The sequence below is a fragment of the Roseateles sp. GW821-FHT02E12 genome, from assembly GCF_059421665.1.
Map to the genome: position 1 here is coordinate 1,460,969 of NZ_JBWKVK010000001.1, position 19,539 is coordinate 1,480,507.

The 19,539-nt window shown below is 69.4% G+C and carries 19 protein-coding genes; 9 read left to right on the forward strand and 10 right to left on the reverse strand.

Features of this window, described 5'->3' with window-relative positions; all coding sequences use genetic code 11:
* Positions 1-179 precede the first annotated feature (179 nt).
* The 3 genes from AC07V5_RS06995 to AC07V5_RS07005 form a co-directional block, all read right to left on the reverse strand.
* Positions 180-1,241, reverse strand: a complete 1,062-nt coding sequence (locus AC07V5_RS06995; protein WP_495114911.1) for a PEP-CTERM sorting domain-containing protein — start codon at positions 1,239-1,241, stop codon at positions 180-182.
* Between the two features lie 71 nt (positions 1,242-1,312).
* The gene (locus AC07V5_RS07000) at positions 1,313-2,704 is read right to left on the reverse strand and encodes a sensor histidine kinase (protein ID WP_495114912.1); all 1,392 of its coding nucleotides are present in this window, start codon (positions 2,702-2,704) and stop codon (positions 1,313-1,315) included.
* Positions 2,704-4,050, reverse strand: coding sequence for a sigma-54-dependent transcriptional regulator (locus AC07V5_RS07005; RefSeq protein WP_495114913.1), 1,347 nt, complete (start codon positions 4,048-4,050; stop codon positions 2,704-2,706). The genes AC07V5_RS07000 and AC07V5_RS07005 overlap by 1 nt, the downstream gene beginning before the upstream one ends.
* A 262-nt stretch (positions 4,051-4,312) precedes the next feature.
* Between AC07V5_RS07005 and AC07V5_RS07010 the strand changes: the two genes are divergently transcribed.
* The 4 genes from AC07V5_RS07010 to AC07V5_RS07025 all read left to right on the forward strand — a co-directional run bounded on the left by AC07V5_RS07010 (position 4,313) and on the right by AC07V5_RS07025 (position 9,239).
* On the forward strand, positions 4,313-5,983 hold the full coding sequence (locus tag AC07V5_RS07010) for an OFA family MFS transporter (protein WP_495114914.1): 1,671 nt from the start codon (positions 4,313-4,315) through the stop codon (positions 5,981-5,983).
* A 72-nt stretch (positions 5,984-6,055) separates the two neighbouring features.
* Positions 6,056-8,359 (forward strand): FdhF/YdeP family oxidoreductase, encoded by a 2,304-nt coding sequence (locus AC07V5_RS07015; RefSeq protein ID WP_495114915.1) that lies wholly within the window; start codon positions 6,056-6,058, stop codon positions 8,357-8,359.
* A complete protein-coding gene (locus tag AC07V5_RS07020; protein ID WP_495114916.1) occupies positions 8,328-8,573 on the forward strand; it encodes a hypothetical protein in 246 nt (81 codons plus the stop codon). Before AC07V5_RS07015 ends, AC07V5_RS07020 begins: the two co-directional genes overlap by 32 nt.
* Before the next feature lie 153 nt (positions 8,574-8,726).
* Positions 8,727-9,239 (forward strand): chemotaxis protein CheW, encoded by a 513-nt coding sequence (locus AC07V5_RS07025; protein ID WP_495114917.1) that lies wholly within the window; start codon positions 8,727-8,729, stop codon positions 9,237-9,239.
* A gap of 61 nt (positions 9,240-9,300) precedes the next feature.
* On the opposite strand, the gene AC07V5_RS07030 is transcribed toward AC07V5_RS07025, so the two are convergent.
* A complete protein-coding gene (locus AC07V5_RS07030) occupies positions 9,301-9,975 on the reverse strand; it encodes a Crp/Fnr family transcriptional regulator (RefSeq protein WP_495114918.1) in 675 nt (224 codons plus the stop codon).
* A gap of 82 nt (positions 9,976-10,057) precedes the next feature.
* On the opposite strand from AC07V5_RS07030, the gene AC07V5_RS07035 reads away from it, so the two are divergent.
* From AC07V5_RS07035 to AC07V5_RS07045, 3 genes are read left to right on the forward strand one after another with little or no spacing between them, the layout of a single operon-like run.
* The gene (locus tag AC07V5_RS07035; protein ID WP_495114919.1) at positions 10,058-10,813 is read left to right on the forward strand and encodes a class II aldolase/adducin family protein; all 756 of its coding nucleotides are present in this window, start codon (positions 10,058-10,060) and stop codon (positions 10,811-10,813) included.
* 2 nt (positions 10,814-10,815) lie between these two features.
* A complete protein-coding gene (locus tag AC07V5_RS07040; RefSeq protein WP_495114920.1) occupies positions 10,816-11,670 on the forward strand; it encodes a bile acid:sodium symporter family protein in 855 nt (284 codons plus the stop codon).
* Positions 11,671-11,730: 60 nt separating this feature from the next.
* Positions 11,731-12,411 carry a dioxygenase family protein gene (locus AC07V5_RS07045; RefSeq protein WP_495114921.1) on the forward strand — a complete coding sequence of 227 codons (681 nt, stop codon included), beginning with the start codon at positions 11,731-11,733 and terminating at the stop codon, positions 12,409-12,411.
* Positions 12,412-12,444: 33 nt separating this feature from the next.
* Here the strand turns inward: AC07V5_RS07045 and AC07V5_RS07050 are convergent, their stop codons facing one another.
* Positions 12,445-13,107 carry a Fe2+-dependent dioxygenase gene (locus tag AC07V5_RS07050; RefSeq protein WP_495114922.1) on the reverse strand — a complete coding sequence of 221 codons (663 nt, stop codon included), beginning with the start codon at positions 13,105-13,107 and terminating at the stop codon, positions 12,445-12,447.
* Positions 13,108-13,219: 112 nt separating this feature from the next.
* Here AC07V5_RS07050 and AC07V5_RS07055 point away from each other — a divergent pair, with 112 nt between their 5' ends.
* Positions 13,220-13,834: a glutathione S-transferase family protein gene (locus AC07V5_RS07055; protein ID WP_495114923.1), complete on the forward strand. Its 615-nt coding sequence runs from the start codon at positions 13,220-13,222 to the stop codon at positions 13,832-13,834.
* Between the two features lie 7 nt (positions 13,835-13,841).
* Here the strand turns inward: AC07V5_RS07055 and AC07V5_RS07060 are convergent, their stop codons facing one another.
* The 5 genes from AC07V5_RS07060 to AC07V5_RS07080 form a co-directional block, all read right to left on the reverse strand.
* Positions 13,842-14,717: a hypothetical protein gene (locus AC07V5_RS07060; RefSeq protein WP_495114924.1), complete on the reverse strand. Its 876-nt coding sequence runs from the start codon at positions 14,715-14,717 to the stop codon at positions 13,842-13,844.
* Positions 14,718-14,723: 6 nt separating this feature from the next.
* Positions 14,724-14,978, reverse strand: coding sequence for a hypothetical protein (locus AC07V5_RS07065; protein ID WP_495114925.1), 255 nt, complete (start codon positions 14,976-14,978; stop codon positions 14,724-14,726).
* Between the two features lie 159 nt (positions 14,979-15,137).
* Positions 15,138-16,616 carry a CYTH and CHAD domain-containing protein gene (locus AC07V5_RS07070; protein ID WP_495114926.1) on the reverse strand — a complete coding sequence of 493 codons (1,479 nt, stop codon included), beginning with the start codon at positions 16,614-16,616 and terminating at the stop codon, positions 15,138-15,140.
* 13 nt (positions 16,617-16,629) lie between these two features.
* Positions 16,630-17,292 (reverse strand): glutathione S-transferase family protein, encoded by a 663-nt coding sequence (locus AC07V5_RS07075; protein WP_495114927.1) that lies wholly within the window; start codon positions 17,290-17,292, stop codon positions 16,630-16,632.
* Positions 17,293-17,360: 68 nt separating this feature from the next.
* Positions 17,361-18,254: a DMT family transporter gene (locus AC07V5_RS07080; protein ID WP_495114928.1), complete on the reverse strand. Its 894-nt coding sequence runs from the start codon at positions 18,252-18,254 to the stop codon at positions 17,361-17,363.
* 18 nt (positions 18,255-18,272) lie between these two features.
* On the opposite strand from AC07V5_RS07080, the gene AC07V5_RS07085 reads away from it, so the two are divergent.
* Positions 18,273-19,430: an NAD(P)/FAD-dependent oxidoreductase gene (locus tag AC07V5_RS07085; protein ID WP_495114929.1), complete on the forward strand. Its 1,158-nt coding sequence runs from the start codon at positions 18,273-18,275 to the stop codon at positions 19,428-19,430.
* The last annotated feature ends 109 nt before the right edge of the window (positions 19,431-19,539 follow it).

The following is a 19,539-nucleotide window of genomic DNA, read 5'->3' on the forward strand; positions in this document are numbered from 1 at the left end:
CTGTCCGCGCATTCGCTCACAAGCCTCGATGCCGATGCGTGCCGATACTCGCCGTTCTCGCCACGGCCTTCCCGTTCCTTGCGTTGCCGGTCGCCGGCAATATGTCGCCGCTGGCCGAGCGCTATGGCGCGAACGGCGGCCGCGTCGCGCGCGTCATCCCGGCTGCCTTGTTGATGCGATCAGCGGCGGCTGCGGCGCCGCGCCACCCAGGCGATGACGCCCAGACCCGACAGCAGCAGCGCGTAGGTCTCGGGCTCGGGGATGGGCAGGCCGCCACCAGTCGCGCAGGCCAGGTTCTGGCAGATGGTGCCGCTGCCGTTGCCGGTAAAGCTGATGCCGTAGTCCGCCGCGCTGGCGCCGGACAGCACATAGACCGACGAGCCCTGCGGCAGCTTCATGCCGGTGAACTGCACGGTGTTGGAGAAGTCGGCATTGCCATTGCCGCTGACGCTGGTGTTCAGCTCGGACTTCAGATACAGCGCCGCGCCGTAGGTGAAGCTGTAGCCGCCGATGACGTCCTCGTTGATCGTCAGCGTGCCGGTGCCGTTGGTGTTCGTCCATTGGCCGTTGCTGTAGACATCCATGTTCCAGGTATCGGCGCCAGCGTCGTAGTAGGCGTAGACGGAAGCGACCAGCTGGTTGGAGAAGGTCTTCAGCGACCAGTCGATGGAGGCGTTACCGCTGCCCGCGGTGGCGGCCAGCGTCCCGTCGATGTGGATGGTGCCGGTGAACTGGCCGGTGCCGGTGCCGCCACCGATCTGGTAGAGCTCCTCCCAGATCGAGCGCCCGGTCGAGTAGGTGTAGTTGCTGCTGTCCACATGCATGGGCCAGCTGTTGGGGCCGACGACGAACTGGCCGTTGTAGCTCTGGTTGACCTGGGTGTAGCCCGACAGCGAGGCGCTGGCATGGTTGCTGCCCCAGTCCGTCATGCCGTAGGCATTGCTGGTCACGGTCGTCATGTTTTGGCTGGCATCGCCTGCCCAGACGCCGCCGGCTGTCACGTTGGGCAGCGGCGTGGTCTGGTCATAGGCGGCGGCGCTCTTGGAGTCGTAACCGTAATAGACGGTGCCGTAGACGGTGTTCGGGTTGCCGCCGGCGTCCAGGCCGAAGACGGGGCTCGTCGTCTGGACGTAGTTGTAGTAACCGCCGTAGGCCTCGCTGTAGACGCGGAATTGCGATTGCGCCTGGGCGCTGAAAGCAAGGGACGAGAGGCCCAAAATGGCCAGGGCTCGAAAGGACATGCGAAGCGACATGACACGACTCCCGGTGCAACAAGCCAACGCTGGCCCGTTGAAACAATTCGTGCAGTCTGTCACGAATTGCCAGGCTTGCCATCCCCATTCGTCAGGACGGCCGCGGTGGCGGGCATAGGCAGCCGGATCGTCACGCGGAGCCCGCCGTTGTCGCGATTGGCCAGCGCGATATGGCCGTCATGGGCCTCGGCAATCTCGCGCGCCAGCGCCAGGCCCAGGCCCGTGCCGCCCTGGCCCTCACCTTTTGAGCCGGGCTCGGAGCGCTTGGTGGAATAGAAGGGCAGCAGGGCCTGGGCCAGCACCACCTCGCTCATGCCCGGGCCGCGGTCCAGCACCTCGATGCGCAGCTCGCCGCCCAGCAGGCGCAGGCGCAATGCCACGTCATCGGGGTCGCTGCCCGACTCGTGGGCGTTCTTGATCAGATTCAGCAGGGCCTGCTCGAGCTGGGCCGGGTCGAACCAGCCGGGCTGCTCGGGCACGGCGCCGTCGACGCGGAATTCGCCCAGCGCGGCCAGCCGGGCGAGGAAGGGCGGCCAGTCCACCGCCTCGCGGCGCGGTGCGGGCAGCTTGGCGAAGCGCGCATAGCCGCTCAGGAAACCGTGCAGGTGCGCCGCACGCTCGCCGATGCTGGCCAGCACCTGGGGCAGCCGCTCGATGTTGCCGCGCCGCGCCAGTTCGGCGCCGCTGTGGGCCAGCGACGAGATCGGCGCCAGCGAGTTGTTCAGTTCGTGGCTGAGCACGCGGATGACGCGTTTCCACGTCGCCACCTCGGCCCGTGACAACTCTCGCGTCATGCGCCGCAGCAGCCGCAGGCGGTGGGGCTGGCCCTGCAGCCGGAACGACCGGGTGCTGTGGTGGAAGGTCTCCTCCGAGCCGTCGGGCAGCGTCACGGCGAAGAGCCGGTCGCCGTCGCCGGCCAGCGCCTCGCGCAGCGTCTCCGGCAGCGAGGCGATGACGGTGGCGAAGTCCAGCCCGGTCAGGCTGCGGCCGTCGCCCAGCAACTGGCGCGCGGCGAGATTGGCGATGGTGATGCGCTCGCTCGCGGAGGTCAGCACCAGGGCGACCGGCGTGTTCTGCACGACGGTGTCCAGCAGCAGCTCGCGCTGGGCCAGGTGTTGGCGCTGCTCGCGCAGGGCCGTGCCCAGTTCGGCGTGCAGGCGCGTCAGCTGGACCAGCTCGCGCGGTCCGTCGGGCACGAGGTTGAGGCTGAAGTCGCCGTCGCGGTAGCTCAGCACGGCACCTTCCAGCGCCCGCGTCAGCCGCAGCAGCGGCGCCAGCCAGAAGGCCGCCAGCCAGCCGACCAGCGGCAGCATGACGAGCACGGCCACGGCAAGAGCCACGCCTGCATCCAGCCCGGCGCGGCGCACGCCCAGGATGACCAGTGGCGGCACCACGGCCGCTGCGCCGAGTGCCAGCAGCGCGCGGGTGCGCAGTGACAGATGCGCGGTCATCAGGGTTCGATCCCGTAACGCTCCAGCCGCCGGTACAGCGCCTGGCGCGACAACCCGAGCTGCGTCGCCGCACGGCTGACGACGCCACCCGCTGCGGCCAGCGCGGCGACGACGGTGTCGCGGCTGGGTTCGTCGAGGTTGCGCCAGGCGCCACCGGCGCCGCTGGCATTGGCCTCCTCCAGCCCCAGCAGCGCCGGCGTGATCTCGCCGCCCTGGCACAGCAGCGCCGCGCGTTCGACGGCGTTCTTCAGCTCGCGCACATTGCCCGGCCAGCGGTGGGCCAGCAACGCCTCGCGGGCCGCGTCGCTCAGGCGTGCGCGGGCGGCCAGGAAGTGCTCGGCCAGCGGCAGCACGTCGTCGCGGCGCTCGGCCAGCGGCGGGAGCTTCAGCTCGATGAGGTTGAGGCGGTAGAACAAGTCCTCGCGGAAGGCGCCCGTCTTGACCATCGCGCGCAGGTCGGCGTTGGTGGCCGACAGCACGCGCACGCGGGTCTGGCGCGTCTTGCTGGAGCCCAGGCGCTCGAACTGCCCGGTTTCCAGCACCCGCAGCAGCTTGACCTGGCCGGCCAGCGGCAGGTTGCCGATCTCGTCGAGAAAGAGCGTGCCGCCGTCCGCCGCCTCGAAGCGGCCGACGCGTGCCTTGGCCGCGCCGGTGTAGGCGCCGCTGTCGCTGCCGAAGAGCTCGGCCTCGATCAGGTCGGCCGGCAGCGCGCCGCAGTTCAGTGCGACAAAAGGCCCGTCGCGCGCGGCCGAGTTCGCGTGCACGAAGGCCGCGATGCGCTCCTTGCCCGCGCCGTTCGGCCCGGTGATCAGCACCGGCACCGGCGCCGCGGCGATCTGGCCGGCCAGCTCCAGCAGGTTGGCCATCGCATCCGAGCCGAAGACGAGGCCGGCGAGGTTGTGCTGCCTTGCCAGCGCGGCCCGCCGCGCGGCCCGGGCCTCGCGCAGCCGTGCGATCTCGCGGTTGGCCTCGCCCAGTTCCAGCAGGTTCTCCACGGTCGCCAGCAGCTTGGCGTCGTCCCAGGGCTTGGCCAGGTAGTCGGCCGCGCCGGCCTTGACGAGGGCGACGGCGGCGTCCAGCCGCGTCCAGGCCGTCAACAGGATGACCGGCAGGTCTGGGCGCTTGGCGCGGATGGCACGGAAGAGCTGCTCGCCCTCGTGGCCCGAGGTCGTGTCGGCCGTGAAGTTCATGTCCTGGATGACGAGGCCGAAGGCGTGCTTCTCCAGGAGCACCAGGCCCTCGTCGGGGCGGGTCGCAACGCTGGCTTCGATGTCGTGCAGGGACAGCAGCAGCTCCAGTGCCTGGCCCACGCCGGGGTGGTCGTCAATGATCAGTACGCGTCGCATGGGGCGGAGGATAAGTTCCTCGCGGCGGGCGCTTGCACGGCTCGCCGCGCGCAGAGCGCGCCCAGGTGCCCGACGAGGCTCGGTTTTGTCCACACCTTTAACGACCGGTTACTGCGGAGCCACCCCGTCTAGGTGTTTACCTGATTTCCATTACATGGCAGGGGATTTGCCCTGCCCTTATCCTGCGCCGCCTTGCGCGCCCCGCGTCAGGGCAAGCAACGCGCCGCCACCGCGGCCTTCAACAACGTCGAAGGGAAAAGCAATGTCCTCAGTGGGAATTGACGCCGTGCCCGGTCCGGGCCGAAGCGCGGGCTGGCTCGACAAGGAACGCACCATCGCCGGTGTGGGTTTCAACCGCTGGCTGGTGCCGCCCGCCGCGCTCGCAATTCACCTGTGCATCGGCATGGCCTATGGCTTCTCGGTGTTCTGGCTGCCGCTGTCCAAGGCGCTGGGCATCAAGGAAGCCATCAAATGCGGCCCCGAGGTGGGCTTCTGGGCCGAGCTGTTCACCACCCAGTGCGACTGGAAGGTGTCCACGCTGGGCTGGATGTACACGCTGTTCTTCGTCTTCCTGGGCTGCTCCGCCGCGCTGTGGGGCGGTTGGCTGGAACGCTCCGGGCCGCGCAAGGCGGGTGTCGTGTCGGCCGTGTGCTGGTGCGGCGGCATGCTGATCTCGGCGCTGGGCATTCACCTGCACCAGTTCTGGCTGATGATCCTCGGCAGTGGCGTCATCGGCGGCATCGGGCTGGGGTTGGGCTACATCAGCCCGGTCAGCACGCTGATCAAGTGGTTCCCTGACCGCCGCGGCATGGCCACCGGCATGGCCATCATGGGCTTCGGCGGCGGCGCGATGATCGGTTCGCCACTGGCTGCAGAACTGATGAAGAAGTTCGCCACGGCCACCGACGTCGGCGTGACGCAGACCTTCATCGTCATGGCGCTCCTCTACTTCGTGTTCATGATCGGCGGCGCCTTCGGCTACCGCGTGCCGCCCACCGGCTGGAAGCCCAAGGGCTGGACGGCACCGGCCGCGCAGGCTGGCAACACCATGATCACGCAGCGCCACGTGCACGTGAAGAAGGTCTGGGGCATTCCGCAGTTCTGGCTTGTCTGGATCGTGCTGTGCATGAACGTGTCGGCCGGCATCGGCGTCATCGGCATGGCCAGCCCGATGCTGCAGGAAGTGTTCGGCGGCTCGCTGATCAACGTGCCCGCCAAGTTCGGCGAACTCGACAAGGTGCAACTCGCCGCGATTGCTGGCGTCGCCGCCGGCTTCACGGCGCTCCTGAGCCTGTTCAACATCGGTGGCCGCTTCTTCTGGGCGAGCCTGTCCGACAAGCTCGGCCGCAGGATGACCTATGTGGTGTTCTTCCTGCTCGGCGGCCTGATGTACGCCAGCATCCCGAGCAGCGCGGCGGCCGGCAACAAGCTGTTCTTCGTCGGTGCCATCTGCATCATCCTGAGCATGTACGGCGGCGGTTTCGCGACCGTGCCGGCCTACCTCGCCGACCTGTTCGGCACGCAGATGGTGGGCGCCATCCACGGCCGCCTGCTGACCGCGTGGGCCACGGCCGGCATCCTCGGCCCGGTGGTCGTGAACTACATGCGCGACTACCAGCTCGGCCTGGGCCTGCCGCGCGAGCAGGTCTACAACCAGACGATGTACATCCTGGTCGGCATGCTGGTGGTGGGCCTGATCGCCAACCTGCTGATCAAGCCGGTGGCCGACAAGTACTTCATGACCGACGCCGAACTGGCCGAGGAAAAGCGCCTGGCGCACGAGCGCGCCGCAGCGGCAGAGGTCGGCAGCGGCTCGGGCGCCGGTGGCGCCACGTCGACCGTGGTCGTGGTGCTGGCCTGGGCCGCAGTGGGCCTGCCGCTGGCCTGGGGCATCTACAAGACCCTGATCAACGTGGGCAAGTTCTTCAACTGACCCGGCTTTGCTAGTCTGAAGCCCCGCTGCCGGCCGACGGTGCGGGGCTTTTTCCTTCCCGAGGGTGGATTCATGAGCGAACAAAAGATCGAGCTGTACGACGGCCCGGCCGGTGGCTGGGGCGCGCTGAAGAGCGTGGCCAAGCACCTGAGCGAGCAGGGCGTGGCCGTCAAGGGCGCCAAGACACTGCTGCACGCCAACCAGACCGACGGCTTCGACTGCCCCGGCTGCGCCTGGCCCGACCGCGACCATCGCTCCACCTTCGAGTTCTGCGAGAACGGCGCCAAGGCCGTGGCGGCTGAGGCCACCGCGCGGCGCGCCACGCCCGAAGTGATCGGCGCGAAGACGCTGGCCCAGTGGGCCGAGGCGTCCGACTACGAGCTGGAAGCGACCGGGCGTCTCACCGAGCCCCTGATCTACGACCCGCAGACCGACCGCTACCAGCGCACCACCTGGGACGCCGCCTTCGCCCTGATTGCCGCCGAACTGCAGGCGCTGCCTGACCCCAACCAGGCCATCTTCTACACCTCGGGCCGCACCAGCAACGAGGCCGCCTTCCTGTACCAGCTGTTCGTGCGCGAGTACGGCACCAACAACTTCCCCGACTGCTCCAACATGTGCCACGAGCCCAGCGGCTCGGGCATGCGGCCGACCATCGGCGTGGGCAAGGGCACGGTCACGCTGCACGACTTCGAGCAGGCCGACACCATCCTCGTCTTCGGCCAGAACCCCGGCACCAACCACCCGCGCATGCTGGGCGAGCTGCGCGCGGCCCGCAAGCGCGGCGCGCGCATCGTCAGCTTCAACCCGCTGAAGGAGCGCGGCCTGGAGCGCTTTGCCGACCCGCAGGACAAGCTGGAAATGGTCACCTTCGGCGACTCGCCGATCAGCAGCCACTACTTCCAGCTCAAGGTGGGCGGCGACTTCGCGCTGCTCAAGGGCATGTGCAAGCGCGTCGTCGAGCTCGACGTGCTGGACCGGAGCTTCATCGCCGAGCACACCCGTGGCTTCGACGCCTTCGTGGCCGAGCTGCGCGAGCAGCCCTGGGAGCCGCTCGTCGAGGCCTCGGGCCTCAGCCGCGCCCAGATCGAGCAGGCCGCCGACATCTACGCCAGCAGCGAGCGCGTCATCGCCTGCTGGGGCATGGGCATCACCCAGCACCGGCACTCGGTGGCGACCATCCAGATGATCGTCAACCTGCTGCTGCTGCGCGGCAACCTGGGCCGGCCCGGCGCCGGCGCCTGCCCGGTGCGCGGCCACAGCAACGTGCAGGGCGACCGCACCATGGGCATCTACGAGAAGCCCTCCCCCGCCTTCCTGGACAAGCTTGGCGCCGTGTTCGGTTTCGAGCCGCCGCGCGAGCACGGCTTCGACACCGTCGGTGCCATCCAGGCCATGCTCGATGGCAAGGGCAAGGTCTTCATCGCGATGGGCGGCAACTTCGCCGCGGCCACGCCCGACACCGCCGCCACCTGGCGTGCGCTGCGCCAGTGCGAGCTGACCGTCCACATCACCACCAAGTTCAACCGCAGCCACGTCGTGCACGGCAGGAAGGCCTTGGTGCTGCCGGTGCTGGGCCGCACCGAGATCGACGTGCAGGCCACGGGGCCGCAGGGCGTCACGGTGGAGGACTCCATGAGCATGGTGCATCTGTCGGCCGGCATGAACGCGCCGGCCAGCGAGCACCTGCTGTCCGAGCCCATGCTCGTCGCGCATATGGCCGCGGCCACGCTGAAGAACAGCCGCACGCCCTGGCTGCAACTCGCCGGCAACTACGCCGCCATCCGCGACAAGATCGAGGCCGTGCTGCCCGACTTCGCCGGCTTCAACGACAAGATCAAGCAGCCCGGCGGCTTCCGGCTGCGCAACACCGCCAGCGAGCGCGTCTGGGCCACGGCGAGCGGCAAGGCCGAATTCAGCACGCATGCGATGCCCACCGACCTGGCGACCCAGCGCGTGGCCGAGCGCAACCGCGACGTTCGCGTGTTCACGCTGACGACGCTGCGCTCGCACGACCAGTACAACACCACCATCTACGGTCACGACGACCGCTACCGCGGCGTCTACGGTCATCGCCGCGTCGTCTTCATCCACGCCGACGACATCAAGGACCTGGGCCTCAAGGCCGGCGACTGGGTGGACATCACCAGCCTCTACGTCAGCGAGACAGGTGCCGACGTGCAGCAACGCCACGCCGAGCGCTTCCTGCTCGTGGCCTACGACATCCCGCGCGGCTGCCTGGCGAGCTACTACCCCGAGACCAATCCGCTCGTGCCGCTGGAAAGCTTCTCGCTGGTGGCGCGCACGCCCACCTCCAAGTCCATCCCCGTCGTGCTGACGCCCCATGGAAGCGCAGCTGCTGCAGACGCTGCATGAGCTGGCGCCCGGCGGCGAGCCGGTGGCGCTGACACGGCTGGCCAAGCGGCTGGACGAGCGCGTCAGCGTGCTGCTGCGCGAGCTGACGGCGCTGGGCGACGCAAGCATCGGCGGCGTCAGCGGGCCGGGCTTCGTTCAGCTGGCCTGCGATGACGCCGGGCGCTGGGTGGCCAGGCTGACGCCTGCCGGCCGCGCGGCGCTCGAGGGCGGCTGAGCGCCCGGCTCGCCTCGCCGCTGCGACGCCTTTGCATCACCGCCGCCGGCCAGCGCTGACGGCGGGCGAATCCGTGCAAACGGTATGAAATGAGGCAACCAGGGGGCATCTTCAGCAAATAGCATGAAGTCACCGTACTAACCCTGGTTCCAGATGAGCAACGTTCAACTCGTCCCGGCCACGTCCTCTGCCGTTTTCCGCGCCGACGCGCCGGGTACGAGCAAGGCGCTGGTCTTCCTGCTGGACGGGCAGGAGTACGGCATCGCGCTGAGCTGCGTGCAGGAGATCCGCTCCTTCCAGGCGCCCACGCGGCTGGCCGGTGCGCGCGACTTCGTGCTGGGCGTCATCGACCTGCGCGGCGAAGTGGTGCCCCTGATCGATCTGCGCCGGCGCCTGGGCCTGCCGGTGGCCGAGGCGGATGCCTTCACCGTCACCGTCGTCATCACGCTGGGTGAACGCTGCATGGGCATCGTGGTCGACCGCGTCAACGACGTCGTCGAGCTGACGCCCGGGCAGATCCGTCCCATGCCCCGCATGAAGGGCGGGCCCGACCAGCGCTACCTGGTGGCCATCGCCAGCCTGGAGGCCCGCACCGTCGTGCTGACCGACATCGAGGCGCTGCTCTCAGAAACCCAGTCCGAAACACCGCTGCCGCTGGCCGCCTGACCCGGATTCCCCGAAGCCGCCATCCGCTTGATGCCGGGGCTTCGGCGCGGCCGGCGGTGACCTAGGTGCCCAGCCGCTCCAGCAGTTCCGCATCGACGATGTCGATGCTGCGATAGCCCAGCTTCAGCGCACCGGCGCGGGCCAGCTCACCCAGCTCCTTGCCGAGGGTCTGCCGCGTCAGGCCCAGCATCATCGCCAGTGCCTCTTGTGACACCGGGATGCGCTGGCGTGGCTCGGCCGCCAGCGTCGCGTCACCACGGGCCAGCAATGCCAGCCGCCGCGCCAAGCGTGCACGTGTCGGCCGCAGCGTTGCGTCCTCGAGCACGCCGAACAGCGTGCGCAGCCGGCCCGCCATCAACCGTGCCAGTGCTGTCGCGAAGACAGCGTCCTGCATCAGCCGTGCGAAGGCCATGGCCGACACGGCGAACACGGCCGTCGCGCCGACGGCGGTGGCGTCATGCACCCGCGGCCCGCCGTCCAGCAGCGAGATCTCGCCGAACCAGTTGCCGGGCTCCAGCACGGCGAGGATGGCCTCGGTGCCGTCCGCGGCGAAGGTGCTCGCCTTGATCGCGCCGCGGCACACCGCGTGCCAGTCGCCCGGCGCGTCGCCCTGGCGGAACAGCACCTCGCCCGCAGCCAGCTTGTGCACGCGGCCGGCGGCCAGCACCGCATCGGCCAAGGGCGGTGGCAGCGAGGCGAACCAGGGGTTGTCACGCAGCACTTGGGATTCGGACATGCCCTGGATTGTCGGGTTTCAGGCAGAGCGCCGCGCTCCGCGCATGCCCCAATCGCGTCATTCAAAAACCAAGGAGACCGCGATGACGACGACCCTGCGCAACCAGGTATCGGCCGAGGAATGGAAGCTGCGCGAAGACCTCGCCGCCTGCTATCGCCTCGTGGCGTGGATGGGCTGGGACGATCTCGTCTTCACCCACATCAGCGCCCGCGTGCCCGGCCCCGAGCACCACTTCCTCATCAACCCCTACGGCTTGATGTTCGACGAGATCACGGCCAGCAGCCTGGTCAAGGTGGACGGTGAATGCCGCAAGGTCATCGAGTCGCCTTACCCCGTCAACCCGGCCGGCTTCGTCATCCACAGCGCCGTGCATGCGGCGCGGCACGACGTGCAGTGCGTGCTGCACACCCACACCACCGCTGGCGTGGCCGTCAGTGCGCAGGCGGGCGGCGTGCTGCCCATCTCGCAGCAGTCCACCTTCGTGCTCGCGTCGCTGGGCACGCACGGCTACGAGGGCGTGGCCTTCCGCCCCGACGAGGGCCCGCGCCTGCAGGCCGACCTGGGCGCCAACACCTTTCTGCTGCTGAAGAACCACGGCCTGCTGACCGTGGGCGGCTCGGTGGCCGATGCGTTTCTCGCGATGCACGCCTTCGAGGCCACCTGCCGCATCCAGCTGGCCGCACAGAGCGGCGGCGGTGCGCTGACCGAGGTTGACCCGGCTATCCTGCGCGGCACCGCCGAGGCCATGCGCGTGCAGACCGGGGGCATGGGCGGTGCCTTCGTCTGGCCGGCGCTGCTGCGCAAGCTGGACCGTCTCAACAGCAACCACCGCGATTGATCATGACCACTGCCGTGCTCACCAACGCGTTGCTCGCAGCGCTGGCCATCGTCATGGCCGGGTTGGGTCTCTCGCTGACCCTGGACGACTTCCGGCGCCTGCGTGCCTACCCGCTGGCCGCCGTGCTGGCACTCGGCCTGCAACTCATCGTGCTGCCGCTTGCCTGCGTGGGCGTCATCGCCGCTTTCAACCTGCCGCCGCTGTACGCCGTGGGCCTGATGCTGCTGGCCGCGTCGCCTGGCGGCATCACGGCCAACCTGTTCAGCCATCTGTTCGGCGGGCATGTCGCGATGAACCTGTCGCTGACGGCGCTGAACACGGGGCTGTCCCTCGTCACGCTGCCGCTGATCGCCAACTGGGCGATTGCGCACTACGCCGGTGGTGGGCAGGTTGTGCCGCTGCCATGGCAGAAGCTCGTCGAGGTGATCGGCGTCATCGCCGTGCCGGTGCTGCTCGGCATGGTGCTGCGCCGCACGAAGCCCGAGCTTGCTGCGCGGCTGGAGAAGCCCGTGAAGGTGCTGTCGGCCGTGCTGCTCGTGGTGCTGACCGTGGCGGCCATCGCCAAGGAGCGCGAGGCCCTGCTCGGTGCCGCGGGCGAGCTCGGTAGCGCGGTGCTGGCGTTCAACCTGCTGAGCCTGGGTGCCGGCTATGGCTTGGGCCGCGCGGTGCGCCTACCGCGGCCGCTGTGCATCGCCATCGGCTACGAGGTCGGCGTGCACAACTCGACGCTGGCCCTCTATCTCGCTCTCGGCGTGCTGCAGCAGTTCCCGGTGGCGCTGCCGGCCGCGCTCTACTCGGTCAGCATGTATGTGACGGCGCTGCTGTTCGGGATGTGGCTGCGCCGGACGGCGAGCTGACATGTACGCCGGCGGCGGCAGGACTAGGATGGCCGATCGCTCGTCTTGAGAGGCTCAGCCATGCTGACACCGACCGCCGTCCAGCTCGACCTCTATCAGCATCCCGTCGGAGCCCTGTCCCGGCGCCGCCTTCTCGGCGGCGCGGCAGCCCTGGTGGGCGTGTCGCGAGCCTCAGGCAGCGAGCCGCTGCGCCACGAGACCGCCGAGGACGCGCTCGGCCCGTTCTACCCCTTGAGCCTGCCGAAAGACCAGGACTTCGACCTCAGCCTCATGGCCGGGCACAAGGCGCGTGCGCTGGGGCAACTGCTCTATGTGAGTGGCCGCGTGGTCAACCCGCGTGGTGAGCCCATTCCCAACGCGGTGCTGGAGGTCTGGCAGGCCAACGCCGCCGGGCGCTACAGCCACCCGGGCGACACCAGCAAGGCGCCGCTGGACTCGAACTTTCAGGGCTATGCGCGTATCCGCAGCGGCCCCGACGGCAGCTATCTGCTCAAGACCATCCAGCCCGGCGCCTATGGCGGCCGCACCCGGCACATCCACTTCGACGTGCGCGGCAAGGCCACGCGGCTGGTCACGCAGATGTACTTCGAGGGCGAGGCCCTGAACGAGACCGACCCCTTGCTCAAGCTGCAGGAGCCCGAGGACCGCAAGACCCTGATCTCGCGGCCCGGCACGCCGGCAGCCAGGCAGGAGCGCGATGCGCTGGCCGTGTCCTGGGACATCGTGCTGGCCTTCGGCTGAGCCACACCGGGAGATGCGCCGACGGCCAGCCCCTCAGGCCGACCACATGCGGTGCAGGCTGGAGCTGATGTAGTTCAGCCGCGTGCGGTTTTCCCAGCTGATGTTGTAGCCCTCCAGCGCGTTCACCTCGTTCAGCGTCCAGAGCAGTTCGCGCTGGGTCTGGTCCGGGATGTAGCTTTCGATGAAGGTGATCATCACCAGCCGCTGGCCGGACCTGACCGGCGTGACCTCGTGCAGCGTGGTCGACGGGTAGAGGATCATCGAACCGGGCTCGCCCTTGATCGTGACGGCTTCCGTCCCGAGATGGATGCGCAGCTCGCCACCTTCGTAGGCCGCGGGATCGCCCAGCCACAGCGTGCCCGACACGTCCGACCGCAGCGGCCCGCCGGGCACCGGCAGGAAGGCCGCGTCGGCGTGCATCCCGTAGGTCATGCCGGGGTCGTACTTGGCAAGCAGAGGCGCCGCGATGCGCTTGGGGAACACGAAGTTGCGGATCTCCTCGTTGCGCATGATGGCCTCGCCGGCGATCTGCGCGGCCCGGCCCGCGTCGGGCTGTGCAATGTCCACCTGCAGGTTGTTCTTGGCCAGGCTGTGCGGGTTGGATACCCGCCCGTCCACGAACTGGAGCCCGCCGGCAATCCGCGTCAGCTCGTGGATCTCGGCGGCGGTCAACACATCCTTGACCTTCAGGAACATGGCGATACCTTTGTCGGGGTGAAGAGGGCCAGCAAGGGCGCGATTTTGCATGGCTGTGCCGCGGGGTCCGGCTGACACAATGGCCCGCTCCATCCCTCGTTCAACTGCCACGATGAAGCTGCTCGGTCGCCTCACTTCCATCAACGTCCGCAAGGTCATGTGGACTGCCGCGCAGCTCGACCTCGATCTCGAACGCGAGGACTGGGGCGCCGGCTTTCGTTCGCCCCAGGAGGCGGGCTATCTGGCGATGAACCCCAACGGCCTGATTCCCGTCCTCATCGACGGTGACTTCACGCTGTGGGAGAGCAATGCCATCAGCCGCTACCTCGCCGCCAAGCTCCATGCGAGCGAGCTGCTGCCCACCGAGCCCAAGAAGCGCGCCACGGTCGAGCAGTGGATGGACTGGCAGGCCAGCGAGCTGAACAACAGTTGGCGCGTCGCCTTCATGGCCCTGGTGCGCGGCCAGCCCGCGGCGCCCGAGGCCATTGCGGCCGGCGTGGCGAACTGGAACAAGCACATGGGCATCCTGGACGCGCAGCTTGCGCGCACCGGCGCCTTCGTTGTCGGGCCTGAATTCACGCTGGCCGACGTGGTGCTCGGCCTGTCGACCCAGCGCTGGAAGAACGCGCCCATCGAGCGCGCGGCGCTGCCGGCTGTCGAGGCCTGGATGCAGCGGCTGAGCAGCCGGCCGGGGTTCGCCGAGTTCGTCGACAACGGCATGCCCTGAGGCGTGCTCAGGGTTGCCGGCCGGCCCGGGCGCGCTCCAGGATCTGCTGCCCCGCCAACTTGGCGGCGGCCAGCTGCTCCGGCGTGGGCGGTGTCTTGAAGCGCAGCGCGCCCGTTTCAGCCAGCGACTTGAGCGTGCCCTTGGCGGCGGGCTGGTCGGGCAGTTCGCCATAGGCATAGACGAAGGCCAGCCGCTCGGCCTCGGTCAGGCCCCAGGCCTCGCTGGCCAGCGCGGCATTCAGCAGGCTCAGCGGGTGGCCCGCCAGCGCGTCCCGCCGCATCGCATCGGCCACCTCGCGCCTTTGCGCTGGCGTCAGGTCTTCGGCGAACACGGCCGCCGCGTAGGCCGACCCGGCCTCGGGTACACCGGCGCGCATGGCCCGCGAGGCCAGCTCGGGCAGCATGGCGCGGTGCTGGGCCGTGACGGTCTGGCACCGCCGCGCCTCGGCGTCCACCTCCTGCATCATCTGGGTCAACATCTCGGGCGCCACGCCCTGGGCTCGCACCATCTCGTAGCTGGTGCGGCGCTGCTCGGTCGAGGCGCAGTTGCGCAGCCATTGCACCGCCTCCCAGGCCGCCGTCGCGTCGTTGCCGGTGAGTGCGCGATCGATGTGCGGGCCATAGCCCTCGGAGCCGATGCGCAGTGCCGGCGGCTTGGCCGCGGGCAAGGGTGTGGATGCTGCTGACGTGGCACGCACCGTGGTGCTGCTGGTCGCCGAAGCCGCCGAAGCGGCTGTTGGCAGATTCAAAGGCAAGGCCGTCACGGTCGTAGCCTGCGGCGCCGGGGTCGGGCTGGCGGCCGGCCCGCTCAGCGCCAGCCACAGCGCCGCGGCAGCGGCGGTGCCGACCGCGATGAGGATGAGGATCCAGCGAACCGCATCCATGGCGTCTCAGCTCGCGAAGTTGTAGCGCACGACGGCCACCGTCAGCGCAAACAGATAGCCGCAGGCGAAGCGGTCGATGCGCAGCACCGCATCGCCACGGCGCGCGCGCCACAAGCCGATCAGCGTCATGGCGAAGCCGGCGATCACGGGCGTGACGACGAGGTTGGCCAGCCGCGGCCAGCCATCGCGTGTCAGGTGGCTGGGGAAGATCCACAGGCTCAGCGCACCCAGCAGCGCTCCGAGCAGCAGATAGCCCAGCACGGCGACCCAGATGTTGGGTTGCTTGCGAAAGGGTTCTGCCAGCGAGTGCAGGCCCAGCTCGACAAGGAACTCTCCAACGACCTGGAAGAGCAGTTCGGCGAGCAGTTCGAAGATGATTTCCAGGAGGGGCCCCTTGGCAGTGCAACGGCTGCACGCAGCCTAGCGCAGCAGCCTCTCGACAGCCGCCAACCGGCCCAGTTCATCGCGCGCCCGCTCGCGAGCCTCTGCGAGGCGGGCGGTCAGCCAGCCAACGCCAAACCAGGCGGCCGGCTCGGTGGCCACGCGGGCCTGATAGGCGTCGCGGGCCGCGCCGAGATCGTTGATTTCGCCCAACGCCTGCTGGGCCGCGGCCAGCGCCTGCAGATGGCGCGCGGTGGCCTTGCGCGGCAGCAGGGGTAGGAAGAACTCCAGGCAATAGCGCTGGCGCTTCACGCGCTTGCGCAGCGTGTGCAAGGCCGCGGTGTCGAGTTCGTCGAAGGCCTTGCAACCCTCGACGAGGGTCTTGTGCCAGCGGCGCAAGCGGCGGCGCGCGAGGCGCTTCAACGGCTCGGGCGTGTCACTCACAGGCGGCAGGCCGGTGCGCCAGGCGATCCAGGCCAGCAGCAGGCGCTGTGTATCACTGGCGCGCACGAGGACGGCGGGGTCGGGCACCTCGGCATCGGCAGGCGGGGCCAGCGTGGGCGCACCGGCGCGGGCGAGGTCCGCTGCGACGCCGCTGCCCAGCACGTCGCGGTCGCGCGCCGCGCCCAGGGCCGCGAACAGCCCGCGCAGGCCGTCGACGAGTTCGGTCGGTGGCTCTGCTACCCAGCCTTGGTGGACCCGCAGCGCGCTGCGCAGCCGGCGGATGCCGACGCGCAATTGGTGCACATGCTCGACGCACAGCGACGGGTCGCCATCGACCAGTCCGATGGCGTTGTGGCCGATATGGGCCAGGCATTCGTCGAGCACGGCGCCGAAGGCCTCCGTCGCACTGGCGTCCGCGGCATAGCGCGGCGTCTTGGCCTTGCGCAACGGCGGGTGGGGCAAGCCAGCGGCGAGAAGATGGCCGCGCTCGGCCTTGTTGCGTGGGTCGTAGACGAGGCCGAAGCGCTGGCGCCAGCGCTCGACAAGCGCCAGCATCGCGACGGGTGAGCCCGACACCAGCTCGAACTCGACCTCGCGCAGGCGTTGCACGGCGTCACCGGCCAGCAGCCGGCCCTCATCCAGCGCGATGTCGACGACGGCACCGCGCGTGCGCACGCGCCGCGTCAGCCGCCGCACCTGGGTCTGGAAGCTCACGCTGGCGTCCAGCCCCTGCGCGCTCGCCTGGCCGAGCAGTTCGATCAGTGCACGGCCGGGCGCCGTATCGGCGTGGGCGGTCGCGTCGGGGCTGCCGTCGTGGCGCACGACCTCATGCTCGAAGCGTTCCAGCGCGCCGCGGCCGGCCGTCTTCAGGGCCTGCACCCAGCGCCCGCCTTCGCGGCGCATGCGCCAGGCCAGGCCGGCGCGGGCCAGGCGCAAGTCGGGCGTGTCGAGATAGGCGGCTGTCAGCCAGACGCGCCGCGGTGTGCCCCGCCCAGCTAGCTCCGCCGCCAGCGCCGCGCGGGATGCCGCCGGCACAAGGAACTTCAGTTCGATCTCGGCGTGGGCGGCGGTCAAGGCGGGGTGAGTCTCAGGCGCGGTTGGCCGCCAGCGAGCGTTCCTGGTCGGCCTTGCGGTCGGCCGCGACCTTGATGGCATGCGGGCGCTCGCCGATCAGCTTGGCGTAGGGCTTCCAGTCCACACCGCCGGCCTGCAGCAAGTCTTCGCCGTAGATGATCTTGGTGGTCATGCCCACCAGCGGCAGGCTGACCCAGCCGGCGCAGTCGGCCATCGTGAACGTGTCGCCAGCCAGATAGGGGCCGAACTTGGCCAGGCGCTTGAAGGCGGCGATGTTCTCGGGCAGCACGCGGGCCACGCGCTTCTTGGTGCCGTCGCTGACCTGGCCTCCGAAGAAGGCCTCCGCATACAGCTCGCGCGCAACCAGCTCCAGGTGCAGGTCGACATAGGTGATCAGCTCGCGCACCTTGGCGGCCTGCCAGGGGTCGTCCGGGATCAGCTTGGGCGCGTCGGGGTAGGCGGCTTCGAGGTAGTCGACGATGATCTGGCTCTCGCACAGCGCGCCGTGGGGCGTCTTCAGGAAGGGCACCTTGCCCAGCGGCGAGCAGCTCAGCACTTCCTCGGCATGGGAATGCGTCTTCACGTATTCCTCGGTGAAGGGAATGCCTTTTTCCAGCAGAGCCAGCTTGGCCTTGTTGTAGTAGTTCGAGAGCGGAATGCCGCAGAGCGTGATCATGGGTGTCTCCTGAGTGGAAGCATGCAGTCTATGCAGGCTGGCTTGCGGGCTCTAGCGCACCGGCGACATCAGCGATTGACGAGCACGATGCCGGCGGCCAGCGCGGCGAGCGCCACCATGAGCCGGGTGCTGATGCCCTCGCCCAGCAGCAGGGCGCCCGCCAGCAGGCCGAAGAGCGGCGTGCTCAGCGTGAAGACGGCGAGCCGCGTGGCCGCGTAGTGGCGGATCAGCCAGAACCAGGCCAGATAGCTCGCAAACGTCACGATGACGGCCTGGAAGCCGAACAGGCCGATGAGGCGTGGCGACCAGTGCAGCGGCAGCGCCTCGCCGGCGAACACGGCCGCCGCGCACAGCGCCAGGGCCGACACACCGAGCTGGTAGAGCAGCGTCTTCTCGGCCGGCGCGGCGCTGAGCTTGGTGGCGCGGATGGCCAGCGTGGTGCCGCCCCAGAGCACGGCGGCGGCCACGCCGAGGGCGTCGCCCCACCACTGGCGCGGGCTGTGCGGTGCCGAGAAGCCTTCCGCAAACGCAAAGGCCACCGCGCCGAAGGCCAGCACGAGGCCGGCCCATTGCCTGGCCGACAGCTTCTCCCCATGCGCGATCCACGGCATGCCCAGGGCCACGACGAAGGGCGACAGGTAGATGAACACCACCATGCGCGACGCGCTGGTGTACTGCAGGCCCACGAAGATGCAGGCGAACTCGGCCGCGAACAGCAGGCCGGCGAGCAGGCCGCCGCCCAGGCTGCCATCGCGATCGAACAGCTTGATGCCGCGCGACAGCGACCACAGCCAGACGAGCAGGCCCGCCACGGCCGAGCGCAGCCCCGCCTGCCACAGCGGCGTGATCTCGGTCAGCGCGGCCTTGGCGGCGACCTGGTTGATGCCCCAGAGGAAGCAGCACAGCAGCAGCAGGGAGATGGCGCGGGGGTCGAGATGGGTGTGGCGGGTCTGGGGGCTCATGCCCCCTATGCTGCCAGCATGTTCGAAGTGACCGTCATCGGCGGCGGCGTGATGGGCGCCGCCACCGCCTGCTTCCTGGCTCGCGACCATGGCGCTGCGGTGACCGTCATCGAGCGCGATCCCTCCTACGCGCGGGCGTCGAGTTCGCTGTCGCTGAGCTCCATCCGCCAGCAGTTCTCGCAGCCGGTCAACATGGCGCTGTCGAGATGGAGCATCGAGTTCCTGCGCCGCGCGGCGGACGAGCTGGCGACGGCCGACGACCGGCCCGCCATCGGCCTTGTCGAGCCGGGCTATCTCTATCTCGCGACCGCAGCCGGCGCAGCGACGCTACGCGAGGTGCATGCCCTGCAGCGAGCCGAGGGTGTGGACGTCGCACTGCTGAGCCCGGCCGAACTCGTGGCCCGCTTTCCGTGGCTGGCCGTGGGCGATCTCGCACTCGGATCGCTGGGCCTCAGCGGCGAGGGCTGGTTCGACGGCCCCGCGTTGCATCGCGCCTTTCGGCGCAAGGCCAAGGCCTGTGGCGTGCGTTTTGTTGAAGCCGAGGCGCGAGGCTTCGACACCCAGGGCGAGCGTGTGGCCGCCGTGCGCTGCGCAGACGGCACGCGCATCGGTGGCGACGCCTTCGTGATTGCGGCCGGTGCCTGGAGCGCGCCGCTGGGCCAGGCCCTCGGCTTCGAGCTGCCCGTCAGCGCCAGGAAGCGCGATGTCTTCGTGCTCGAAACGCAGGCCGCGCTGCCCGGCTGCCCGCTGGTCATCGACCCGAGTGGCTTCTGGTTTCGCACCGAGGGCTCATTGATCCTGGCCGGCGGCCCGCCGCGTGGCGCCGATGTCGACGACGCCTCGCTGGATGACATCGACCTCGGCCTCTTCGACGAGCAGCTCTGGCCCACGCTCGCCGCCCGCGTGCCGGCGCTGGAGGCGCTGCGCGTGCGCTCGGCCTGGGCCGGCTACTACGAGATGAACGCCTTCGACCACAACGGCCTGGCGGGCAGGCTGCCGGGGTACGCGAATGCCTTCACGGCCTGCGGCTTCTCGGGCCACGGCATGCAGCAGTCGCCGGCCGTGGGGTTCTCGATGGCGCGGCTGATCGCGGGCCTGGAGGCACCGCTGATCGCCGCGCTGACGCCGCAGCGCCTGCTCGATGGTCGGCCTCTCGTCGAAGCCAATGTGATTTAGAGCCCGAGGCTTAGGCGACTCATTCCGCATTCGCGTTACCCGCGACGCATGAACCTTGCGGGCCAAGCGCCGGGCCGCTCCCAAGCCGGCCCGCGCTGGCGATGTGCTT

Coding starts and splice junctions, on each gene's coding strand:
- AC07V5_RS07060 (WP_495114924.1), bottom strand. CDS start 14,717: ATGGATGCGGTTCGCTGGATCCTCATCCTCATCGCGGTCGGCACCGCC.
- AC07V5_RS07000 (WP_495114912.1), bottom strand. CDS start 2,704: ATGACCGCGCATCTGTCACTGCGCACCCGCGCGCTGCTGGCACTCGGC.
- AC07V5_RS07040 (WP_495114920.1), top strand. CDS start 10,816: ATGACCACTGCCGTGCTCACCAACGCGTTGCTCGCAGCGCTGGCCATC.
- AC07V5_RS07080 (WP_495114928.1), bottom strand. CDS start 18,254: ATGAGCCCCCAGACCCGCCACACCCATCTCGACCCCCGCGCCATCTCC.
- AC07V5_RS07005 (WP_495114913.1), bottom strand. CDS start 4,050: ATGCGACGCGTACTGATCATTGACGACCACCCCGGCGTGGGCCAGGCA.
- AC07V5_RS07030 (WP_495114918.1), bottom strand. CDS start 9,975: ATGTCCGAATCCCAAGTGCTGCGTGACAACCCCTGGTTCGCCTCGCTG.
- AC07V5_RS06995 (WP_495114911.1), bottom strand. CDS start 1,241: ATGTCCTTTCGAGCCCTGGCCATTTTGGGCCTCTCGTCCCTTGCTTTC.
- AC07V5_RS07010 (WP_495114914.1), top strand. CDS start 4,313: ATGTCCTCAGTGGGAATTGACGCCGTGCCCGGTCCGGGCCGAAGCGCG.
- AC07V5_RS07050 (WP_495114922.1), bottom strand. CDS start 13,107: ATGTTCCTGAAGGTCAAGGATGTGTTGACCGCCGCCGAGATCCACGAG.
- AC07V5_RS07075 (WP_495114927.1), bottom strand. CDS start 17,292: ATGATCACGCTCTGCGGCATTCCGCTCTCGAACTACTACAACAAGGCC.
- AC07V5_RS07085 (WP_495114929.1), top strand. CDS start 18,273: ATGTTCGAAGTGACCGTCATCGGCGGCGGCGTGATGGGCGCCGCCACC.
- AC07V5_RS07015 (WP_495114915.1), top strand. CDS start 6,056: ATGAGCGAACAAAAGATCGAGCTGTACGACGGCCCGGCCGGTGGCTGG.
- AC07V5_RS07035 (WP_495114919.1), top strand. CDS start 10,058: ATGACGACGACCCTGCGCAACCAGGTATCGGCCGAGGAATGGAAGCTG.
- AC07V5_RS07055 (WP_495114923.1), top strand. CDS start 13,220: ATGAAGCTGCTCGGTCGCCTCACTTCCATCAACGTCCGCAAGGTCATG.
- AC07V5_RS07025 (WP_495114917.1), top strand. CDS start 8,727: ATGAGCAACGTTCAACTCGTCCCGGCCACGTCCTCTGCCGTTTTCCGC.
- AC07V5_RS07020 (WP_495114916.1), top strand. CDS start 8,328: ATGGAAGCGCAGCTGCTGCAGACGCTGCATGAGCTGGCGCCCGGCGGC.
- AC07V5_RS07045 (WP_495114921.1), top strand. CDS start 11,731: ATGCTGACACCGACCGCCGTCCAGCTCGACCTCTATCAGCATCCCGTC.